At 60.6% G+C, this 18,275-nt stretch carries 19 protein-coding genes and 1 rRNA gene; 4 read left to right on the forward strand and 16 right to left on the reverse strand.

All coding sequences use genetic code 11. The features are described 5' to 3' along the window. Window positions 1-274 precede the first annotated feature (274 nt). Both VFO29_05705 and VFO29_05710 read right to left on the reverse strand, forming a co-directional pair. Window positions 275-1,775 (reverse strand): 16S ribosomal RNA (locus VFO29_05705). Window positions 1,776-2,124: 349 nt separating this feature from the next. Beyond that, window positions 2,125-2,676: a CGNR zinc finger domain-containing protein gene (locus tag VFO29_05710; protein HET9392993.1), complete on the reverse strand. Its 552-nt coding sequence runs from the start codon at window positions 2,674-2,676 to the stop codon at window positions 2,125-2,127. A gap of 105 nt (window positions 2,677-2,781) precedes the next feature. On the opposite strand from VFO29_05710, the gene VFO29_05715 reads away from it, so the two are divergent. Together VFO29_05715 and VFO29_05720 are read left to right on the forward strand one after the other, a co-directional pair. After that, complete coding sequence (locus VFO29_05715; GenBank protein ID HET9392994.1) at window positions 2,782-3,198, forward strand: TonB family protein; 417 nt, start codon at window positions 2,782-2,784, stop codon at window positions 3,196-3,198. Window positions 3,199-3,306: 108 nt separating this feature from the next. Next, the gene (locus tag VFO29_05720; GenBank protein HET9392995.1) at window positions 3,307-3,435 is read left to right on the forward strand and encodes a hypothetical protein; all 129 of its coding nucleotides are present in this window, start codon (window positions 3,307-3,309) and stop codon (window positions 3,433-3,435) included. Here the strand turns inward: VFO29_05720 and pruA are convergent. Next, entirely contained in the window at window positions 3,432-4,997 is a 1,566-nt protein-coding gene (pruA, locus tag VFO29_05725; protein HET9392996.1) for an L-glutamate gamma-semialdehyde dehydrogenase, read from the reverse strand. The genes VFO29_05720 and pruA overlap by 4 nt on opposite strands. 81 nt (window positions 4,998-5,078) lie before the next feature. On the opposite strand from pruA, the gene lhgO reads away from it, so the two are divergent. Together lhgO and VFO29_05735 are read left to right on the forward strand one after the other, a co-directional pair. Next, the gene (lhgO, locus tag VFO29_05730; GenBank protein HET9392997.1) at window positions 5,079-6,278 is read left to right on the forward strand and encodes an L-2-hydroxyglutarate oxidase; all 1,200 of its coding nucleotides are present in this window, start codon (window positions 5,079-5,081) and stop codon (window positions 6,276-6,278) included. A gap of 53 nt (window positions 6,279-6,331) precedes the next feature. Continuing rightward, a complete protein-coding gene (locus VFO29_05735) occupies window positions 6,332-6,994 on the forward strand; it encodes a hypothetical protein (protein HET9392998.1) in 663 nt (220 codons plus the stop codon). A 1-nt stretch (window position 6,995) separates the two neighbouring features. Here VFO29_05735 and trpA read toward each other — a convergent pair whose 3' ends face one another. The 13 genes from trpA to VFO29_05800 form a co-directional block, all read right to left on the reverse strand. Beyond that, window positions 6,996-7,763: a tryptophan synthase subunit alpha gene (trpA, locus tag VFO29_05740; protein HET9392999.1), complete on the reverse strand. Its 768-nt coding sequence runs from the start codon at window positions 7,761-7,763 to the stop codon at window positions 6,996-6,998. Then, window positions 7,753-8,931, reverse strand: coding sequence for a tryptophan synthase subunit beta (gene trpB, locus VFO29_05745; GenBank protein ID HET9393000.1), 1,179 nt, complete (start codon window positions 8,929-8,931; stop codon window positions 7,753-7,755). The genes trpA and trpB overlap by 11 nt, the downstream gene beginning before the upstream one ends. Continuing rightward, a complete protein-coding gene (locus VFO29_05750; protein HET9393001.1) occupies window positions 8,915-9,547 on the reverse strand; it encodes a phosphoribosylanthranilate isomerase in 633 nt (210 codons plus the stop codon). The genes trpB and VFO29_05750 overlap by 17 nt, the downstream gene beginning before the upstream one ends. Continuing rightward, window positions 9,544-10,353: an indole-3-glycerol phosphate synthase TrpC gene (trpC, locus tag VFO29_05755; protein ID HET9393002.1), complete on the reverse strand. Its 810-nt coding sequence runs from the start codon at window positions 10,351-10,353 to the stop codon at window positions 9,544-9,546. The genes VFO29_05750 and trpC overlap by 4 nt, the downstream gene beginning before the upstream one ends. Further along, complete coding sequence (gene trpD, locus VFO29_05760; GenBank protein ID HET9393003.1) at window positions 10,346-11,362, reverse strand: anthranilate phosphoribosyltransferase; 1,017 nt, start codon at window positions 11,360-11,362, stop codon at window positions 10,346-10,348. Before trpD ends, trpC begins: the two co-directional genes overlap by 8 nt. Beyond that, window positions 11,352-11,705 carry a 50S ribosomal protein L17 gene (gene rplQ, locus VFO29_05765; protein HET9393004.1) on the reverse strand — a complete coding sequence of 118 codons (354 nt, stop codon included), beginning with the start codon at window positions 11,703-11,705 and terminating at the stop codon, window positions 11,352-11,354. The genes trpD and rplQ overlap by 11 nt, the downstream gene beginning before the upstream one ends. Before the next feature lie 9 nt (window positions 11,706-11,714). Then, entirely contained in the window at window positions 11,715-12,641 is a 927-nt protein-coding gene (locus VFO29_05770; protein HET9393005.1) for a DNA-directed RNA polymerase subunit alpha, read from the reverse strand. A gap of 104 nt (window positions 12,642-12,745) precedes the next feature. After that, window positions 12,746-13,405, reverse strand: coding sequence for a 30S ribosomal protein S4 (gene rpsD / locus VFO29_05775; protein ID HET9393006.1), 660 nt, complete (start codon window positions 13,403-13,405; stop codon window positions 12,746-12,748). A 1-nt stretch (window position 13,406) separates the two neighbouring features. Then, entirely contained in the window at window positions 13,407-13,802 is a 396-nt protein-coding gene (rpsK, locus tag VFO29_05780) for a 30S ribosomal protein S11 (protein ID HET9393007.1), read from the reverse strand. Between the two features lie 216 nt (window positions 13,803-14,018). Beyond that, the gene (locus VFO29_05785; GenBank protein HET9393008.1) at window positions 14,019-15,362 is read right to left on the reverse strand and encodes a copper amine oxidase N-terminal domain-containing protein; all 1,344 of its coding nucleotides are present in this window, start codon (window positions 15,360-15,362) and stop codon (window positions 14,019-14,021) included. Window positions 15,363-15,534: 172 nt separating this feature from the next. After that, the gene (locus VFO29_05790) at window positions 15,535-16,719 is read right to left on the reverse strand and encodes an MFS transporter (protein ID HET9393009.1); all 1,185 of its coding nucleotides are present in this window, start codon (window positions 16,717-16,719) and stop codon (window positions 15,535-15,537) included. Further along, window positions 16,700-17,428, reverse strand: coding sequence for a nucleotidyltransferase family protein (locus VFO29_05795; GenBank protein ID HET9393010.1), 729 nt, complete (start codon window positions 17,426-17,428; stop codon window positions 16,700-16,702). Before VFO29_05795 ends, VFO29_05790 begins: the two co-directional genes overlap by 20 nt. Continuing rightward, a complete protein-coding gene (locus VFO29_05800; protein ID HET9393011.1) occupies window positions 17,425-18,270 on the reverse strand; it encodes a DUF72 domain-containing protein in 846 nt (281 codons plus the stop codon). The genes VFO29_05795 and VFO29_05800 overlap by 4 nt, the downstream gene beginning before the upstream one ends. Window positions 18,271-18,275: the final 5 nt, after the last annotated feature.

The raw sequence follows: 18,275 nt of genomic DNA on the forward strand, positions 1-18,275 counted from the left end.
TCCTTCGATACCTCAGGATGACAACATGGTAGCGATCGCTCTGGGGGAATGTTCGTTCCCTCAAAGCTGAACAGTGCAGTACCTTAACGGTAAACCCCTATAGTAGGAGCCGCGCACGAAACCGCCGCTCGAGAGCGACGGAAAAGGCCAGAATCCTCAGCCGTACGAGCTAGTTGCCCGATAGACTCCTGGATTTTTGGCATCGTCTGTGATCAACATAGAATGTACGTACTTGCGAAGATGCAAGCATCTTCCAAATACATGTACTCCTTAGAAAGGAGGTGATCCAGCCGCACCTTCCGATACGGCTACCTTGTTACGACTTCGTCCCCCTTACCTAGCATACCTTAGACGTCTTGCTCCTTGCGGTTGCACGGACGGCTTCGGGTACACTAAACTCAGGTGACGTGACGGGCGGTGTGTACAAGGCCCGGGAACGTATTCAACGCAGCGTAGCTGATCTGCGTTTACTAGCGATTCCGACTTCATGAAGGCGAGTTGCAGCCTTCAATCCGAACTGAGCGCGCGTTTCAGAGATTGGCTTACTTTCACAAGTTTGCGGCTCGCTGTCGCGCGCATTGTAGCACGTGTGTAGCCCGGGACGTAAGGGCCATGCTGACTTGACGTCATCCCCACCTTCCTCCGGCTTCTCACCGGCGGTCTCGTGTGAGAGATCTTGTGGACCAACACACGACAAGGGTTGCGCTCGTTGCGGGACTTAACCCAACACCTCACGGCACGAGCTGACGACAGCCATGCAGCACCTGTCTTGCGGTCGGGTTGCCCCGAAGCCCACTTTCATGGGATTTCCGCAGATGTCAAGCCCCGGTAAGGTTCTTCGCGTTGCGTCGAATTGAACCACATGCTCCACCGCTTGTGCGGGCCCCCGTCAATTCCTTTGAGTTTTAACCTTGCGGCCGTACTCCCCAGGCGGGACACTTATTGTGTTAACTACGGCACATATGGAGTTGATACCACATACACCTAGTGTCCATCGTTTACGGCTAGGACTACCGGGGTATCTAATCCCGTTTGCTCCCCTAGCTTTCGCTCCTCAGCGTCAGAACAACCCCAGATGATCGCCTTCGCCACTGGTGTTCCTCCCGATATCTACGCATTTCACCGCTACACCGGGAATTCCATCATCCTCTGATTGCCTCAAGAATTAGAGTATCCGCGCCGGTCCCTCAGTTGAGCCGAGGTCTTTCAACACGGACTTCCAATCCCGCCTACGAGCTCTTTACGCCCAATAATTCCGAACAACGCTTGCCCCCTACGTCTTACCGCGGCTGCTGGCACGTAGTTAGCCGGGGCTTCCTCCAAGGGTACCGTCATAATCGTCCCCTTCGACAGTGGTTTACGACCCGAAGGCCTTCTTCCCACACGCGGCGTCGCTCCGTCAGGCTTTCGCCCATTGCGGAAAATTCCTCACTGCTGCCTCCCGTAGGAGTCTGGGCCGTTTCTCAGTCCCAGTGTGGCTGGTCGCTCTCTCAAACCAGCTACCCATCGTCGCCATGGTAGGCCATTACCCCACCATCTAGCTAATGGGACGCGGTCCCGTCGTTGAACGGATTGCTCCTTTCATCTTTTAAAGATGCCTTCAAAAGATCGTATGCGGTATTAGCTAACCTTTCGGCTAGTTATCCCCCATTCAACGGAAGGTTGACCACGCGTTACTCACCCGTCTGCCGCTGGGTATTGCTACCCCGCTCGACTTGCATGTGTTAGGCACGCCGCCAGCGTTAGTCCTGAGCCAGGATCAAACTCTCCATAAACATTTTATGGAGCCTTTTGTTGGCTCTCTATTTTCGCTGACTAATTTATGGATCGATTGCGAATCGATCCGCCCGCGATCAATACGCGATCGTTTCCAATCACGAATTGTGTCGCAGGCTAGCCATAATACTGTACGATCAGTCGCTTCAAAGAATCGGTGGAACGGCTCTTTGTCGCGCTGATTAATATTCTCGGACTGGAAACAAAAAAGCGTCTTGTCGACGCCGTACTGTTTACCAGGACGAGACCCACAGACTTATGCGCTACTGCACTGTTCAGTTTTCAAGGAACGGGGCGACGCCAGTTTTGGAGTCACGACGAGCATCATACCGCGCCAGTAGGGGGGTGTCAAGCAGGGTTTTTCGCCCGATTTCGCCGGCGTTTGGCCTTCATGCGATTCCCGCAGACGGCCATATCGCACCAGCGGCCCGATCCGTTCTTGGACCAATCGTAGTAGGCCCAGCGGCAGCTCTCTTTGCGACACGCTTTGAGGCGCGGCCAATAGCCGCGCCGCATCGCATCGTACACGATCGCCAGCAGAGCGGCGATCGTCCGCTCGGCGCCTTGGCCGGCGGGTTCGAGAGCGGGCGAACCCGACTCGTCGATACGCATTCCATAACTCGCCTCTCGCGTGAAAGGTTCCAATGCCGCCCAAGCCGAGGAAGCCTCCCCCACGCCGCCATTGGCCTCCAAGACCTCACGGAGGCCTTCCCGGAAGGCTCGCAAGCGGCTAAGGTCCTCCGGCGAGGCGTCCGCGCAGAGGCCGGTCTTGGCGCACCACTCCTGCAGCCCATAGTAGATCGTGAAGTCCAGCCCTTCTTCGGGGGACCCCGTATTAATGAAGCGGCGGAGAGTTTCGACTTCACCCGGCGCCGCGTAGGTGGGCCTAGCCATCGTCATGATGATACCACCATTTGGCCAAAATAACCAGTAAACTAGCTTGACAAGTTACCGATAACCAGCATAGACTTATTGAAGGTTACCACCACTCGAAAGTGAGATGTCATGCCAGCCTTCATTAAGTACCTGAGTTTTGCCGGGGCCCTTGCCCTGACCCTAAGCGCGGCCGCCCCCGCTGCCGCCTTCTCGGTAACGCTTAAGCCGCTTAGTCCCCATGCCGCTCAGACGCCCATGGTCGGTATAGCCGGCGCCTGCGCGAACCCGAACAGCGACGCGCGCGTCGCCTCGGCGTTCTTCGAGATGCCGACGATCGCCGCACTCCAAGGCGCGGCCGGCACCGCCGGAGTTGCGATCGAGCTCTCCCCAACGGGGTCGCTCGTCTCCGAGTCCGTCATTCAATCCACCGGAAATCCGAATCTGGACCGTGCGGCGCTACGCTCTGCGCGCATGTCGCGCTTCGTCCCCGAGGTCAGCAACTGCGCGGCCGTCGGCGGAAGCTATCTCTATACCGTGACGTTCTAAACCGCGGTCGGAACGCGGGTCCGGCGCAAGTGCCCGCCGGAGCGAGCAGGGCGCCCAGCACGCCCTGCTCGATTAGGCACTCGTACTTACGAAAACAAAAGGAAAAAAATGTTCACCCCAACGCGACCTCTGATCTTCGACTACGTGGAGATGCGCCTGCGCATGCCGATCCGGCGCGCCGACGATCCCATGCTTCGCGAGGCCGGGATCATACTGCCGATTTCGCGGCTCTTCTAGAGTTTGCGCGAATGCAGTTTGGCTTGTAGGAACAGCAGCAGGTAGTCGCGGCCGCCGGCCTTACTATCGGTGCCGGACATGTTGAATCCGCCGAACGGATGACCGCCGACCATCGCGCCGGTGGATTTACGATTAAAGTAGAGATTCCCAACGAAGAACTCATCGGTCGCGCGCGCGATCTTCTTCTCATCCTTCGTGTAGACCGATCCCGTTAGGCCGAACTCCGTATTGTTCGCAATGTTTAGCGCGTCATCGAAGTCTTTCGCCTTGATGACCGCCAGCACAGGCCCGAAGATCTCTTCCTGGGCGATCGTCGCGTCCGGCGGCGTATCGGCAATGACGGTAGGCTCGAGAAAGTAACCGTTGCCGCTCGCGCGCTTTCCGCCCGCGATGAGCCGGCCTTCCTTCTTACCGGTCTCGATGTAGCCTTCAATCGTCTTAAGCGCCCGCTCGTTGATCACGGGGCCCATGTACGTTTGGTTATCGCTCGGATCGCCGACGCGAATCGTAGCGACGCGTTTCTTCAGCTTCTCCAAAAACTGGTCGTAAATCGCCGACTCGACAATTGCACGAGAACAGGCCGAGCACTTTTGCCCCTGAAAGCCGAACGCCGAAACTGCGACGCCCTCGACGGCGGCATCCATGTCCGCATCGGCGGCGACAATGATCGAATCCTTGCCGCCCATCTCCGCGATCACGCGTTTGATCCAGCGCTGACCCTTTTGCGGTTTGGCTGCCAGCTCGTTAACGTGCAAGCCGACTTCCTTGCTTCCCGTGAACGCAATGAAGCGCGTCAGCGGATTTGCGACGAGCGCGTCGCCGATGACGGCGCCGCTTCCCGGCACGAAATTCAACACGCCTTTGGGCAGACCGATCTCGTGCATCAAATCGACAAACCATGCCGCGATGATGGCACTATCGCTCGAGGGCTTTAGGACGACGGTGTTGCCGGTAACGATCGCCGCACTCGCCATGCCGGCCATGATCGCAAACGCAAAGTTCCACGGCGGAATCACCACGCCGACGCCGAGCGGCACGTATACCAATTCGTTCTTCTCGCCCGGAATCGGCGTAAGCGGTTGCGGCTGCGCGTAACGCAGCGCCTCGCGGCCGTAAAATTCTAGAAAATCGATTGCTTCGGCGGTATCGGCGTCGGCTTCCACCCAACTCTTGCCAACTTCGTACACCAGCAGCGCGTTGAATTCTTCGCGACGCTCGCGCACCAGCCGCGCCGCATCGAAGAGATATCCGGCACGTTTCTCGGCGGGCGTCTCCTTCCAAGATGCGAATGCAGCGTGCGCCACTTCAATCGCGCGGTTCGCTTGTTCGAGGGACGCTGAGGCGGTCTTACCGACGATCTCCGCCGGATTGGCCGGATTGAGCGACGGAATCTTCTTCTCCGTCTCGATCCGTTCGCCGTCGATCACCAGTGGATACGTCTTTCCGAAACGCGCCTTTACGGATGCCAGCGCGGCCTGCATCGCCGCGATGTCGGTGGGGTCCGTGTAGGTCTTAATGGCTTCGTTTTGAAATGGCGCGATGCGCTCGAGAGTGGTGCTCATGCATCCATGATAACCCATGACCCCAGGCGGCGGTTACGACCAGAGGCGGGCTTGCCTGCGGCTCGCGCGAAGCCGCCCAGCGTGAACGACGTCACCATCGTGGGCGCGGGCATTATCGGCCTTGCGACCGGCCGCGAGCTCTTGCTGCGGCACCCGCACTTGCGCCTGACTATTCTGGAAAAGGAAGACAGGGTCGCCGCGCATCAGTCGGGCCGAAACAGCGGCGTCATTCATGCGGGCATCTATTACGCGCCCGGTTCGCTCAAAGCCAAGCTATGCGTTGAAGGGCGCCGGGCGCTCTGGGACTACTGCCGCGCCAAGGGAATCGAATACCGCCAAGTCGGAAAGCTGATTGTAGCGACGGATGAAGACGAGCTCCCGCGTCTGCAAGCGCTGTGGGAACGTGGCCAAGCCAACGGAATCGAAGGCCTGGAGTTGCTCGACGCCGCGGGAATTCGAATGCACGAGCCGCACTGCTCCGGCATTCAGGCGATTCATTCGCCGGTAACCGGAATCGTGGACTTCGGCGACGTCGCGCAGTCCTACGCGCGCGATGTCCGCGAGATGGGCGGCGCGATTCAAACGGGTCGCGCCGTCACCGGCATCTCGCAGAATGGCGGCGCCCTCCGGATCGCAACGACGCTGGGCGAGACTGAAACCCGAAACGTCATCACGTGCGGCGGCTTATATTCGGATCGGCTCGCCAAGATGACCGGCGGCCGCAACGATCCGAAGATCGTCCCGTTCCGCGGCGACTATCTTATTCTGAAACCGGAGAAGCGGCATCTTGTGAACGGAAACATCTACCCGGTTCCCGATCCGACGTTTCCGTTTTTGGGCGTACACTTCACGCCGCGCATGAACGGCGAGGTATGGCTCGGCCCCAACGCGGTGCTGGCCTTTGCGCGCGAAGGCTATAGCTTCGGCACGGTCGATCTTCGCGATCTGACGGAGACGTTAACCTATTCCGGCTTCCTGAAGCTGGCGGCTCGTCACTTCAAGACCGGCGCCGGCGAGATGTACCGGGACGTGGTGCGCAGCGCTTACGTCAGCGCGCTGCAGCGCTTCATTCCCGAGCTGCAGGTCGAGGACGTGCTCCCCGGGCCTTCGGGCATCCAAGCGCAGCCGGTTACACTCGATGGCAATCTAGTCGCCGATTTTGTTTTCGAAGGCACCGAGAATATTTTGCACGTGCGGAATGCATCGTCGCCCGCCGCTACGGCGTCCCTTGCAATCGGCGCCTACATAGCCGACGACGCCGAGCGGCGTTTCCGCCTTTAGGCCCTGCGCCGGGGCGCCGAGGAGGCAGCGATCATGCGTTGAAAGCCGGGCGAATGTTTGGTACGCACCGCGAGGCGCATAGCCGCACCGCGATTCTGCGCGACATCGTCGAAATCGTTGCGATTATCCTGGCCGGGGCGTGGGCGATTTATGTTTTCATTTATGTAGAACGCGTGAAGCCAGTGATCGGCGAACCGCGCGTTCTGTTAACCGGCTCGCTGCAAAGAGTCGGCGCTAAGGGCGACTTGACTGCCCTCGAGTACACGGGGAGTATCCGCAACGCCGGGCTGTCCACGGTATATCTCATAGCGACGGCAGTGACGGCGACCGGCGTCCGCTTTACAACGCAAGGAACGCCTGCTAACGTCACGATGTTCAACGGGAGCCTCACGCAGTATCTGCGGGATGCGCGAGTCAGTTCGCGTTCGACGGTTTATCGGGTCGTCAACTTGACGCGATTTGTAAAACCATCCTACGGTGGCGGCTTCGGCATCGCTCCCGGCGAGTCGATTCCTTTTTCCGGCATTTTCCTGGTGCCGAGAAAAGACTTTGACGAAATTACATTAGATGCCAGCATCGCCTATTCGAAAGTCGAGCACACGTTTCCAACCACGGTCAAAACCAATCCGCTGGGAGTCGCGCTGCTACAGTCAACCAACCACGACCCCGACTACTTCAGCCTGCAGGTGACGCTAGCGCGCACGATGCTGTGGTAAATCACTCCTCACGTAAAGCTTTGAGATAATCCCCCGCCCGCCGTGCAGCTTCATTGCCGCGAGCGTTCGAGTAAGCATCGATCAGGGCGCTGCCGACAATCACGCCGTCCACAAGGCCTCGTACTGCGCGCACGTGTTCCGCCGAGCTGATACCGAAACCGAGAGCCAACGGTTTCTTCGTAACGCTGCGAAGTTCGGCGATCTGCTTGCGCACGGGTTCAAAATTCGGAGCTTGGCCGGCCCCGGTCACGCCGAGACGCGAGACAACGTAAACGAAGCCGCCCGATTGTCCGGCGATCTCTGCCGCGCGGTCGCGTGGCGTTGAGGGCGCCACCAGCAGCGGCATTTCCAGGTCGTGCGCTCCAAGCGCCAAACGCAAAGGCTCGGCTTCCTCAAGCGAGAGGTCCGGTACGATCGCTCCCGCCGCGCCGGCCCCGGCCGCCGCGCGCGCAAACTCTTGCACGCCGTACTGATAGACAGGGTTGTAGTACGTAAAAAGAACGATCGGCGGCGCCGCCTCGTGCACTTCTTTCACCAACGCCAGCACATCGGAAAGTTTGACGCCATTCTTTAGCGCGCGAGTGCCGGCGGCCTCAATGGTCGGGCCGTCGGCGAGCGGATCGCTGTACGGCACGCCGAGCTCTATCGCATCGGCGCCCGCTTCCGTCAAAGCGCTAACGATCGCTCGCGTCGTTTCGAGATCCGGATCGCCCGCCATGATGTACGGAATGAACGCAAGCCGGCCCGGCTTGAAAATGTTAGAGAGCACGAATCTGGTTGATGTCTTTGTCGCCGCGGCCGCTCAGGTTTACCAGGACGACGTCGTCAGGCCCGCGCTCGGCAGCGAGACGGCGCGCGAACGCCAGCGCGTGCGCGGCTTCCAGCGCCGGAATGATGCCTTCGGTTTTTGCAAGGTCGAAAAAGGCTTCGAGCGCCTCCGCGTCCGTCACTGAAACGTAACTCGCGCGACCGCTTTCCTTTAAGTAGGCATGCTCGGGGCCTACTCCGGGATAATCCAGGCCGGCGCTGATCGAGTGCGTTTCGCGCACCTGTCCGTCGGCGGTTTGCAAGACGTACGATCGGCTTCCGTGCAACACACCGACTGTGCCCGCATTGAGTGACGCTGCCGTGCGCTTCGTCTCGATTCCGTCACCCGCAGCCTCCACTCCCCACAGCTTGACGCCGGCGTCATCGATAAAGCCGGCAAATATTCCGGCCGCATTACTCCCGCCTCCCACGCACGCGATGACATCGCTGGGCAACTTGCCGAATCGTTCCAAGCATTGCGCGCGCGCTTCGGTACCGATCACTTTTTGGAACTCGCGCACCATGAACGGATAGGGATGGGCTCCAACGACGCTGCCGATCACGTAGAACGTATCGTCCACACGCGCGGCCCATTGCCGGAAAGCTTCGCTGGTCGCGTCCTTCAATGTCTGCGTTCCGCCGTGAACCGCGTGAACAGTCGCGCCGAACAATTCCATGATGTACACGTTGAGCGCTTGGCGCTCCACGTCAACAGCGCCCATGTAGACGTCAACGGGAATGCCGAACTTGGCGCCGACCGTAGCCGTGGCAACCCCATGCTGCCCCGCGCCGGTCTCGGCGATGAGCCGTTTCTTGCCCATGCGCCGCGCAAGCAGTGCCTGTCCGACTGTGTTGTTGATCTTATGCGCACCCGTGTGATTCAGATCTTCCCGTTTCAGAACAAGCGTTGCGGGTGAAACCTCCGCCGTGAAGCGTTCGGCCCGGTAGATGGGCGATGGGCGGCCGACGAACTCGGCCAGCACCGAAGCGTATTCGTTCCAGAACGCGGGATCGGCGAACGCGCGATCTACCTCGCGCTCGAGTTCGGCCAGCGCTGCCACCAAAACTTCCGGAACGAACTTGCCGCCGAACTCGCCGAAATACCCGGCCGCGCTAGGGCGCATCCGCATCCCTTACCGCTTTGACGAAGGCGCGCATCTTATTCCGGTCTTTGCGGCCGTCCGATTCGATACCGCTGCGAACGTCGACGCCATAGGGCCGGACTGTTTGCACGCACTGCGCTACCGTCTCCGGTGTAAGGCCGCCTCCGACGATCACTTTGCGCTTGCGCGCGATCGGCGCCACCGCTTTCCATGGAAATTGAACGCCCGTTCCGCCCGACAAGCCGGCGACGGCGGTGTCAAACAGCACGATGGCGCGAGGGTGCTCGTTGGACGACCGCTCCAACGCAGCCGGGTCGGCGCCTTGCGGATCGACGTGAATCGTCTTAATCACCTGGCCGTCGATTGAGGAAACATAACTGGCCGGTTCGTCGCCGTGCAGCTGAACTACTAAGTCCGGAAAGATCGCGCGGGCACGTGCGATGTCCTCGCGCGACGGGTTCACGAAGACACCGACCGGCGTAATAAAAGGCGGAAGTTCCTCCGCGATGTGTTTGGCTGCGCCTTCGGTAATCCGGCGCACCGACGGCGCGAATATCATGCCGATCGCGTCCGCGCCGGTTTCAACCGCGAGCATGACGTCCTGCAGACTCGTGCACCCGCAGAACTTAATGCGCGTTCTCAAGGGGAGACGGCGCGCGCGCGGATCGCCGCCTTTAGTGCTCCAACCAAAGCGGCCGGATTCTCGGCGCGCATCAGAGCCTCGCCGACTAAAAAGCCGCGTGCTCCGGCTGCATGGAGCCGCACGATATCTTCCGCGTCCCGCATGCCGCTTTCACTGATGACCGTCACCGTCGAAGGAACGTCCGGCAGCAAGTATTCGCTGACGGCCAGATCCGTTTCGAACGTACGAAGATTGCGATTGTTGATCCCGATAAGAGTTGCCCCGACGGCAAGCGCCCGTTCGAGCTCGCTGCCGTCATGCACTTCAACGAGTACATCCAAGTCGTAATCGGCCGCCTCATGCATGCAGTCGCGCAGGGACGCATCCGACAGGCCCGCGACGATCAGCAAGACGGCGTCGGCGCCGTACGCTGCCGATTGCGCGATCTCGTACGGCGTAGCGAGAAAGTCTTTCCGCAGCAGCGGACGGCTGCTGTGCGTGCGCGCGACGTCCAAGTAGGCGATCTCGCCCAGGAAATGATCGGACTCGGTCAGGACGCTGATGCAGTCAACGCCCGCAAGCTCGTATGCCCTCGCGGTCGCGGCCGCATCGAAGTTGCGCGCAATCAGGCCGGCCGAGGGGGAGGCGCGTTTTATCTCGCCCACAATTGCCGGTCCGTTGGAGTTGCGAATCGCTTGCAGAAACGGGCGGCGCTGTCCCCGGCGCGATAACGCACGCTTACGCACCAGCTCGTGCGGTTCGGCAGCTTGGTCGCGCTGGACTGCGTGCCGTTTCGATTCGTAGATGCGCTGCAGAATATCAGCCATGCGAATAGTGCTTGGCGCGCTCGAAAAGCGCTGCAGCGCGGCCTTCCTGCAGCTGCGTGCGCGCGAGGTCCATGCCTTCCTTTATATCGGCAGTCTTGCCGCAGAGGCGGAAGGCGAGCGCAGCGTTCAACGCGACGACATCGGCACGCGGCGAGCGTTCGCCCGCCAGAATGCTCTCGAAAGCTTCCCGGCAACTCACAACCGCTCCGCCGCGAATCTCTTCGAGCGATGCGCGCACGCCATAGTCTCCCGGATCCAGCGTCCAGCGTTTAGTCGAGCCTTCGCCGAATTCATACACGGCGGTCGGGCCTTCGCCGCCAACCTCGTCGATACCGCTGGACGCATGCACGACCGCGCCCGCGCGTACGCCGAGCGCACGCAGCACATCGCCGACAGGTTCTAGATGTTCCTCGCGTGCGACGCCGACGAGTTGATGCGTCGCACGCGCCGGGTTGGTCAGCGGTCCAAGCATGTTGAAGATCGTGCGGAAGCCCAGTTCGCGGCGGATATGAGCGACGTTCTTCATCGCCGGATGATAGATTGGAGCGAACATGAACGCGAAGCCGACCTCGCGCAGGCTTTCTGCGGCTCGTTTCGGCGAAACTTCAATCGCCATTCCACCGGCTTCCAAGACGTCGGCGGTCCCACATTGACCCGAGGCTGCTCGGTTTCCATGTTTGGCAACGGGAACGCCGGCCGCAGCTACGACCAATGCTGCGATCGTTGAAATGTTTATCGTGCCTGCGCCGTCGCCGCCGCTGCCGACGACGTCCATCACCAGCGGCAAACCGTGTTCGACCCGCAGACTGCGATCCCGCATCGCGCCCGCGGCGCCCGTCAGTTCATCTTCGGTTTCGCCCTTCTTCGCGAGCGCGGTCAGAAAAGCGGCAGATTGCGCGTCGGTGACCGTGCCGTCCATCATTGCGCCGATCATTGCCGCAGCGGCCTCTTTCGAAAGATCCTCGCCGGCGACCAGCCGGCGTAAAATACCGGCTACGTCAACCGACAAGTTCGAGGATCGAAAGTTCCGCAGCGTCGCCCTGGCGTACGCGTGATTTCGTGATCCGTGTGTAGCCGCCGCTGCGCTCTTTGAGTGCGGGCGCGATCTGTTCGACCAATTTCTTGACGACAGCCGGTTCCGTGAGGTACTCCGCAATTTGGCGGCGCGAATGCAGATCGCCGCGCGCCGCGGTGCTGATCAAGCGTTCAACCACCTTGCTGACCTGCTTCGCTTTGGTGGTCGTCGTTTCGATTTTTCCGTGTTTGAAGAACGACGTTGCCAGGTTGCGAAGCAGCGCCCGGCGGTGTCCGTCGGTGCGTGAGAGACGTTTATATGCTATTTGGTGCGGCATGGCGTTACGCTACGGCTGACGCAGCGAAAGTCCCCTCTCCTCCAGCACTTGCTTGATCTCGTCGAGCGACTTCTTGCCGAAGTTGCGCATCTTGATGATTTCGTCTTCGGTCATGTCCAGCAGTTCGGAGACCTTCGAGATGCCTGCCCGTTTGAGACAGTTGAACGAGCGCACGGAGAGATTGAGCGATTCGACCGGGATATCCCATTCGCTGGTCGGCGCTTGCGGCAGCGGCTTCTCTTCGTTCGTGAAGCTGACGAAGAGATCCAAGTGGTCCTGCATGATCGTCGCCGCTTGCGAGAGCGCTTCGTCCGGCGTCACCGAGCCGTTCGTGTCGATCTCGATCGTCAGGCGGTCGAAGTCCACGTTTTGACCCACGCGCGTGTCGTCCACGCTGAAGTTGACCTTGCGGATCGGCGAGAAGATCGAATCGAGCGGAATCAGCCCGATCATGTGCTCGACGTTGCGCTGGCGGTCGGCGGTGACGTAGCCGCGGCCCTTCTCCACGCCGATCTCCATCGAGAGCTTCGCGGATTTCGAGGATAGAGTCGCGATGTGATACGTCGGGTCTAGAATCTCCACGTCGGCGTCCGGCGTGATGTCGGCCGCGGTGACCGCTTTCGATCCGCTCACGTTGAGCGTCAGCACCTTCGGCTCGTCGGTATTCATTTTCACCGGCAGGCCTTTGAGGTTGAGCATCAGCGCGATCGTATCTTCAACGATTCCGGGAATCGTCGAAAACTCGTGCAAGACGCCGTCGATCTTCATGTAGGTCACGGCAGCGCCCGGAATCGAGCTCAGGAGAATGCGCCGCAGCGCGTTGCCCAGGGTGATTCCGAAACCGCGCTCCAGCGGTTCGACGACGAATTTCGCGTAGTTATCCCGGCGCTCGCGGACGTCGATGCTTGCGCCTACGGGGGCTTCCAAAACGGTCATGATGTGCGTTTGTTTCCTTTGTCCTCTTGCGTTATCCGCAGCGGCCGCCCGGCCGCCACGATCGTACGTATAGAGTAGTTCGCCGGCTTGCAGCCGGCTGTTGGTTATCGGCTGTAGTACTCCACGATAAGTTGCTCGTCGACCGGCGTGTCGATTTGCTCGCGCGCCGGCAGTTGAACGACTTTGGCGGATTGATCTTGATCGCTATACTCGAGCCATTCAGGAGCGCGCCGGTTCTTGGCGACTTCAAAGTTCGACTCGAAGACTGGCGATTTCTTACTGCGGTCGGAGATCGTGATAACGTCTCCCACTTTCACGACGTAGGACGGGATGTTCACCATCCGTCCGTTGACTTTAAAGTGACGGTGCGTCACGAGCTGGCGCGCTTGCGCGCGGCTCGTAGCCAGATTCAAACGGTAGACGACGTTGTCCAAGCGGCGCTCGAGCAGCTGCAGAAACGTCTTGCCCGTCTGCCCCGGAATGCGCGCAGCCTCGGCAAAATAGTTTGCAAACTGCGTCTCGTGCACGCCGTAGTACCGGCGCATCTTCTGCTTCTCGCGCAGCTGGCGGCCGTACTCTGAGACTTTTTGGCGCGAGGCTTTGCCTTGCGTCTTCTGTCCCGGCGCAGTTCCGCGGCGCTCGACGGCGCACTTTTTCGAAAGGCAGCGGTCGCCTTTGAGAAACAACTTGATCTTTTCGCCCGTCTTGCTCGCGGCGGTTTCGCGGCGGCACAAGCGGCAGACCGGTCCGATATAACGCGACATATTACACCCGGCGCCGTTTGGGCGGGCGGCAGCCGTTGTGTGGAATCGGCGTAACGTCTTTGATCAGCGTAATCTCCAGGCCGGTAGCTTGCAGCGAACGGATCGCGGCCTCGCGTCCGGCGCCCGGTCCTCGTACGAGAACCTCGGTTGATTTCATTCCGTGCTCCATGGCTTTGCGCGCGACGGCTTCAGCCGCCATCTGCGCGGCAAACGGCGTTGACTTCTTGGAACCCTTAAAACCCAAGTTGCCGGCCGAGGCCCAGGCGAGCACGTTGCCCAGCCCGTCGGAGATCGTCACGATCGTGTTGTTAAAGGAAGCGTGAACGTGCGCGACGCCCGATTGGACGTTCTTGAACTCGCGCTTTTTGCGCGCCTTGGTTTGTTTTTTTGCAGCCAAAGAGACTCCGTTTATCCTGTCCGCGCTACGAGCGTGGTGTCGTCGCCTCGACCCCGCCTGGAGGGCGGAATCTCACTCGGGGCGCACGGCGATTGCGCCAAGCGACAATTCTATCGAAAAGGGGGGTCCGGGTCAAGGACGGAGGGCGGACCGGCAAAAAGCGACCCCGGTCCAAGGACCGAGGCCGCAAGCGTCTGACTTCCAGAGGCTCCTAGGTTAGAAGTGGATACCCAATCCTACGTAGGCCCCGTTGTGGGTGTAGTCGACCGGTGCGTTGGTCTTGTTGCTGCCGCGGTCGCCGATGAAGCCCAGGTCGAGGAAGACCGGGAAGCTCTTCCCGAACCCGACGGTCGCGCCGACCTGATACCGGAAGATCCGGTAGCTCAGGTTGAACTTCGTGCCGGTCTGCGGTCCACTCGGAACCGTGTACGTACCGCTGACGCTCGGGTAGTACTCCGCGCTACCGTAGAGCGAGAACGATTGGTCGAGATCCGGCAGTTTCTCCAAGCCGAATCCGACGCCGTTCAGGGCCGGGTAGCCGTAGTTGCCCGTATGTCCCATGTAACTGACGTTGATGTAAATCCGCGGATCGGCGACCTTGAGGCCCAAGCGGCCGTCGCCGTTCCACTCGTTCACTGTGAACGCCGGAACGTATGCCTGTCCATTGCCGCCGATGACGGTCACGCAACCTTGCGTGCCGGCCGAGCTGCCTGGCAGACCAGGGACGCACGATGCGCCGAAGCGGTTGTCGATATTGTGCGGATACTGCCACTTCTCGAGCGTGCCTTCAACCATCCAGGGGAGGTTGAACAAGCTGAACTCGAAGGCGCCGCGAACTGCATACGAGCTGTTGCCGGTGTTGCCCGGGCTGAACTCGTTATACACTTTGGGGCTGAGGATGTAATCGCCGGCGATGAAGTGATCCTGGAAAGGAAGCACTACCGGCGGAACAGGCGTGGGCGTGGAAACCGGAACCGGTGCCGGCACAGGCGTGCTCGGAGCCGGCGGCGGTGTCGGAGGCAGATAGCGCACGACCACGAGGCGCTTATCGGGCACCCACTGGACGTATGCTCCCATACCTTCGGAGATGACGCGAACCGGAACCAAAATTTGGCCCTGGTACATCATCGGCGGAACGTCGAGCGGACGGGTCTCGCCGTTGATCACGACCTGCGGCACGCCGAGCGTCACTTTGACGTCGGATCCTGCCTTGGTTACGTCAACGGTCTTGCTGCCCGCGTCGTACGAAACCGTCGCGCCCATCTGTTCAAACATCGAGCGAAGCGGAATCAAGATCGTGCCGCCGCGCACGAGCGCAGCCAGAACGCGACCCTGTTTCAGCACGTCCGGTTTGGAATAGACGTGATGGTCGTTAAAAAGAATTGGAATCTGCCCTGATGGGGGCGAGCCGAACTGCATGGCCGGCGCCGGCGAGGCCTGGGCAATCAACTGGTGTCCGATGTTGCCCAGCGATGCCTGACCTGACGGAGCGGCCACCGCTGTGAGGCCCAGTCCCGCAATGAAAATCGCGGTCAGGGCTCCGGTGCTCAGTCGTTTCAAGATTGTCTCCCTTTCGTTTCTTTGGTAGTACGTATGATACGTTCAGAGACCGGTTGGTTGCATTGCCCTGGGAAATGGCGTGGGATCGGTCTCCACCCCTTGCCTAACGGCGCACATCAGCCCCAGGTTCCCCGATAGGCAGTCCTTGGCGTTATTCCCACTTGCAGGAGAGTCATGCAGCGCCTGCTCGAGAAGCAGGCAGGCGCCTTAGCCAGGCCAGTCCGGCGGCCACTTCCAGGCAGGCCAGCACGAAGGCTATCCGCGGTGCGTCAGGGTTTTGCAGTGCATGTAACGCGCTCAGCGTTGCTGTAACAAGCGCCGGCGCGAGAATCTGCGGAATCAACAACGCCAAATTCCAGACGCCCATCGCGGTTGCTAAAGCGTTGCGCGGCAAGAACGCGCAGCCGAGCGCCCAATCCGCGGTCAGAAAGATTCCCCACGCAAAGCCTGCGACAAGCGCAGCTGCAATAACTTCGGCTGAAGCATGTGCGATCAGAAAGACAATCAGGCCCGCAATAAACACCGCTCCGCCCATCGTCGCGACGTTGCGGCGGTCGAAACGGTTGACCGGACGCGCGGCTAATGCCGCGCCTATCGCCGCCGCGATCAGGAACGTGATCAACAGCATCCCCGTATTGGTCTGCGCGTCGCCTTGCATCATCTGTCTGACATAGAAGAGCAGATATCCCAGCAGCGTGTAAAATCCGACATAGACGAGTGCGCGCGAGATGAATAGGTCCGCAAAGGCTCGCGTAATCCGAACGCGATCCGGGGTCGTTGGAAGCACCTCAAGCGTACGCACGTGCGCGCTTGTGACGGCGCACGTTAACAACAGCGTGGAAGCAATCGCGGCGCCGGTGTTCACGGCGCTCTTCACAAAGCTTGCAACCAGTGCGCCTGCAATATTTCCTAAGCTCTGCAGCGCGGCCATCCAGGCCGACGCCGAGCCCAGCGCCTTCGGTTCGACAAAATCCGGAATCGCAGCTTGATACGGTCCGATCGCGACGTTGAGGCCGAGTTGCAAGAGCAGCAGTGCGGCAATGAGCTGCACATATGACGGCGCCACGTAAAACCAAATGACCGCCGCCGAACCCGTGATCGCGCCCGCGACGTAAAACTCGATTCGCCGGCTTCCGCGGACGCGCCGGCGATCCGAGACGATCCCGGTGACGATCTGACTTATCCCGGCCATCGCCGCGCCGGCGCCGGCTAGCAGAGCATATGCCGCGAGCTCGTGCTGCGGCGCGAGTTGCGCCGCGCGGGTTTGCAGCGAGATGCCGAGCAGTGCACCCCACACCATTTGAATTCCAAACCAAAACGCGCCCAGGAGCGCGGGGTTAGGCGTGTTCGGCCGCATAGTCGTACTCTTCAAGCGTATCTACATCATAAGCGAGGTCGGGCGGCGCATCCCGAATCGCCCGCGCCGGAATGCCGAGCACGTGGTGCGCGTGCTGCTCGAGCGCTGCGATCGAAAGCCGCCGCAGCATGAAGCGAACGCAGAATACCGGGCCCAGCAGAACGGCCATACGCATGACACTCTTCCGCGCGCTGAAAAACCGCACGGCAAACGATGCCACCGTGGCGGCAGCATTGGGCGGAATCCAGAAGGCGCCGCCGTTCACGACGCGCTCGCCGCCGATAGCCACGCCGAATGGCGGGGCGCCCGGGAAACGCCGTTCGAAGACGGCACAGCTGGTCAGCGGCAGCGCCAGCGCATCCGGTGGAACAGCTTCAAGAAAAGCCAGTAACGCCTGCGCGTGGATAAACGGCATGTCGCTCGTTAGGTAGAGCAGCGGCGCGTCGGACTCCCAAGCCTCCAGCGCGCGGCGAATGTTCGTCTCGCCATCGCCTTCCTCGATAAAACGATCGGCGCTTCCCGCGCACGCTGCGCGCACCTCGGGACCGCCGATTACCGCAAGCCTCGTCACGCCGGCAGCTCGCGCGGACTCGATCGCCGCTTGCAGCATCGTTCGGCCGCCGATGCGCGCCAGCGCCTTCACATCGGTTCCGATGCGGCGCGCAAACTCGCCGTCTACGCGAGCTCCCGCGGTAATGACGCCATTCAAAACAGCGTGCCCTGCGCCGGTACGCCTTCGCGACGAGCAACGATCCCGGCGGCATTACCGTAGCGGCTGCGAAGGAGTTCGATGAAAAGCTCCGCATTGCGCGCCGCGCTGCCGCGCGCGTGATTATTAAAGAAGGCGAACGTCGTCCCGGCCGCTTCTTCTATCTCAGCGGTGCGCGCGGTCCACGGCTCGAGTTCTTCGGGTGAGTACTCGTAGTCGTAGCGCGTCACATTGTCGCCGGTCCACCATTGCCCCGCGTTGCGCCCATGAAAGCGCACGTAACCGAGCCGGGATGTTACGTCGGAACTCGCCTTCAACAATGTGTCGTAGCTCGGCATGTCCACGTTGCACCAGCCCACGCCCAACTCCGAGAGCAAGCGAAGCGTGTCATCTGTTTGCCATTCACGATTACGGAATTCGGCCACCAGCGGCAAAGGCGCAAGTGCGGTGACGGCTTGTTCCAAGTACGATTCCGTGGCCGCCGTCTTCCGGAAGCCGTTGGGAAACTGCAGCAGCGCGCACCCGAGTTTTCCAGCCTCTTTTAAAGGAAGGACGCTTTCGACAAAAAGCGCGGCATCGGGGTGAATGTGCGCGCTCGAGGCGTCGGGCGGATGCGTGACCGTTGCCGGCGCCTTAAAGCAAAAGCGGAACTCGGGCGGCGTGACCTTGTCCATTCGCGCAATCGTTTGCGGCTGCGGTACGCCGTAATAGGAAGAGTCAATCTCGACCGCCGGAAAACATCGCGCGTAGTACGGCAGCATCTCGTTCGAGCGGATCTTGCCCGGATAGAACGGCCCGATCCAATCCTTGTACGCGAAACCGCACGTCCCGACGTAAATCATGAAGC

The organism is Candidatus Rubrimentiphilum sp. (assembly GCA_035710515.1).
In the GTDB taxonomy this organism is placed as follows: domain Bacteria; phylum Vulcanimicrobiota; class Vulcanimicrobiia; order Vulcanimicrobiales; family Vulcanimicrobiaceae; genus Rubrimentiphilum.

Coding starts and splice junctions, on each gene's coding strand:
- VFO29_05710 (HET9392993.1), bottom strand. CDS start 2,676: ATGACGATGGCTAGGCCCACCTACGCGGCGCCGGGTGAAGTCGAAACT.
- VFO29_05715 (HET9392994.1), top strand. CDS start 2,782: ATGCCAGCCTTCATTAAGTACCTGAGTTTTGCCGGGGCCCTTGCCCTG.
- VFO29_05720 (HET9392995.1), top strand. CDS start 3,307: ATGTTCACCCCAACGCGACCTCTGATCTTCGACTACGTGGAGATGCGC.
- pruA (HET9392996.1), bottom strand. CDS start 4,997: ATGAGCACCACTCTCGAGCGCATCGCGCCATTTCAAAACGAAGCCATT.
- VFO29_05735 (HET9392998.1), top strand. CDS start 6,332: ATGTTTGGTACGCACCGCGAGGCGCATAGCCGCACCGCGATTCTGCGC.
- trpB (HET9393000.1), bottom strand. CDS start 8,931: ATGCGGATGCGCCCTAGCGCGGCCGGGTATTTCGGCGAGTTCGGCGGC.
- trpC (HET9393002.1), bottom strand. CDS start 10,353: ATGGCTGATATTCTGCAGCGCATCTACGAATCGAAACGGCACGCAGTC.
- rplQ (HET9393004.1), bottom strand. CDS start 11,705: ATGCCGCACCAAATAGCATATAAACGTCTCTCACGCACCGACGGACAC.
- VFO29_05770 (HET9393005.1), bottom strand. CDS start 12,641: ATGACCGTTTTGGAAGCCCCCGTAGGCGCAAGCATCGACGTCCGCGAG.
- rpsD (HET9393006.1), bottom strand. CDS start 13,405: ATGTCGCGTTATATCGGACCGGTCTGCCGCTTGTGCCGCCGCGAAACC.
- VFO29_05790 (HET9393009.1), bottom strand. CDS start 16,719: ATGCGGCCGAACACGCCTAACCCCGCGCTCCTGGGCGCGTTTTGGTTT.
- VFO29_05800 (HET9393011.1), bottom strand. CDS start 18,270: ATGATTTACGTCGGGACGTGCGGTTTCGCGTACAAGGATTGGATCGGG.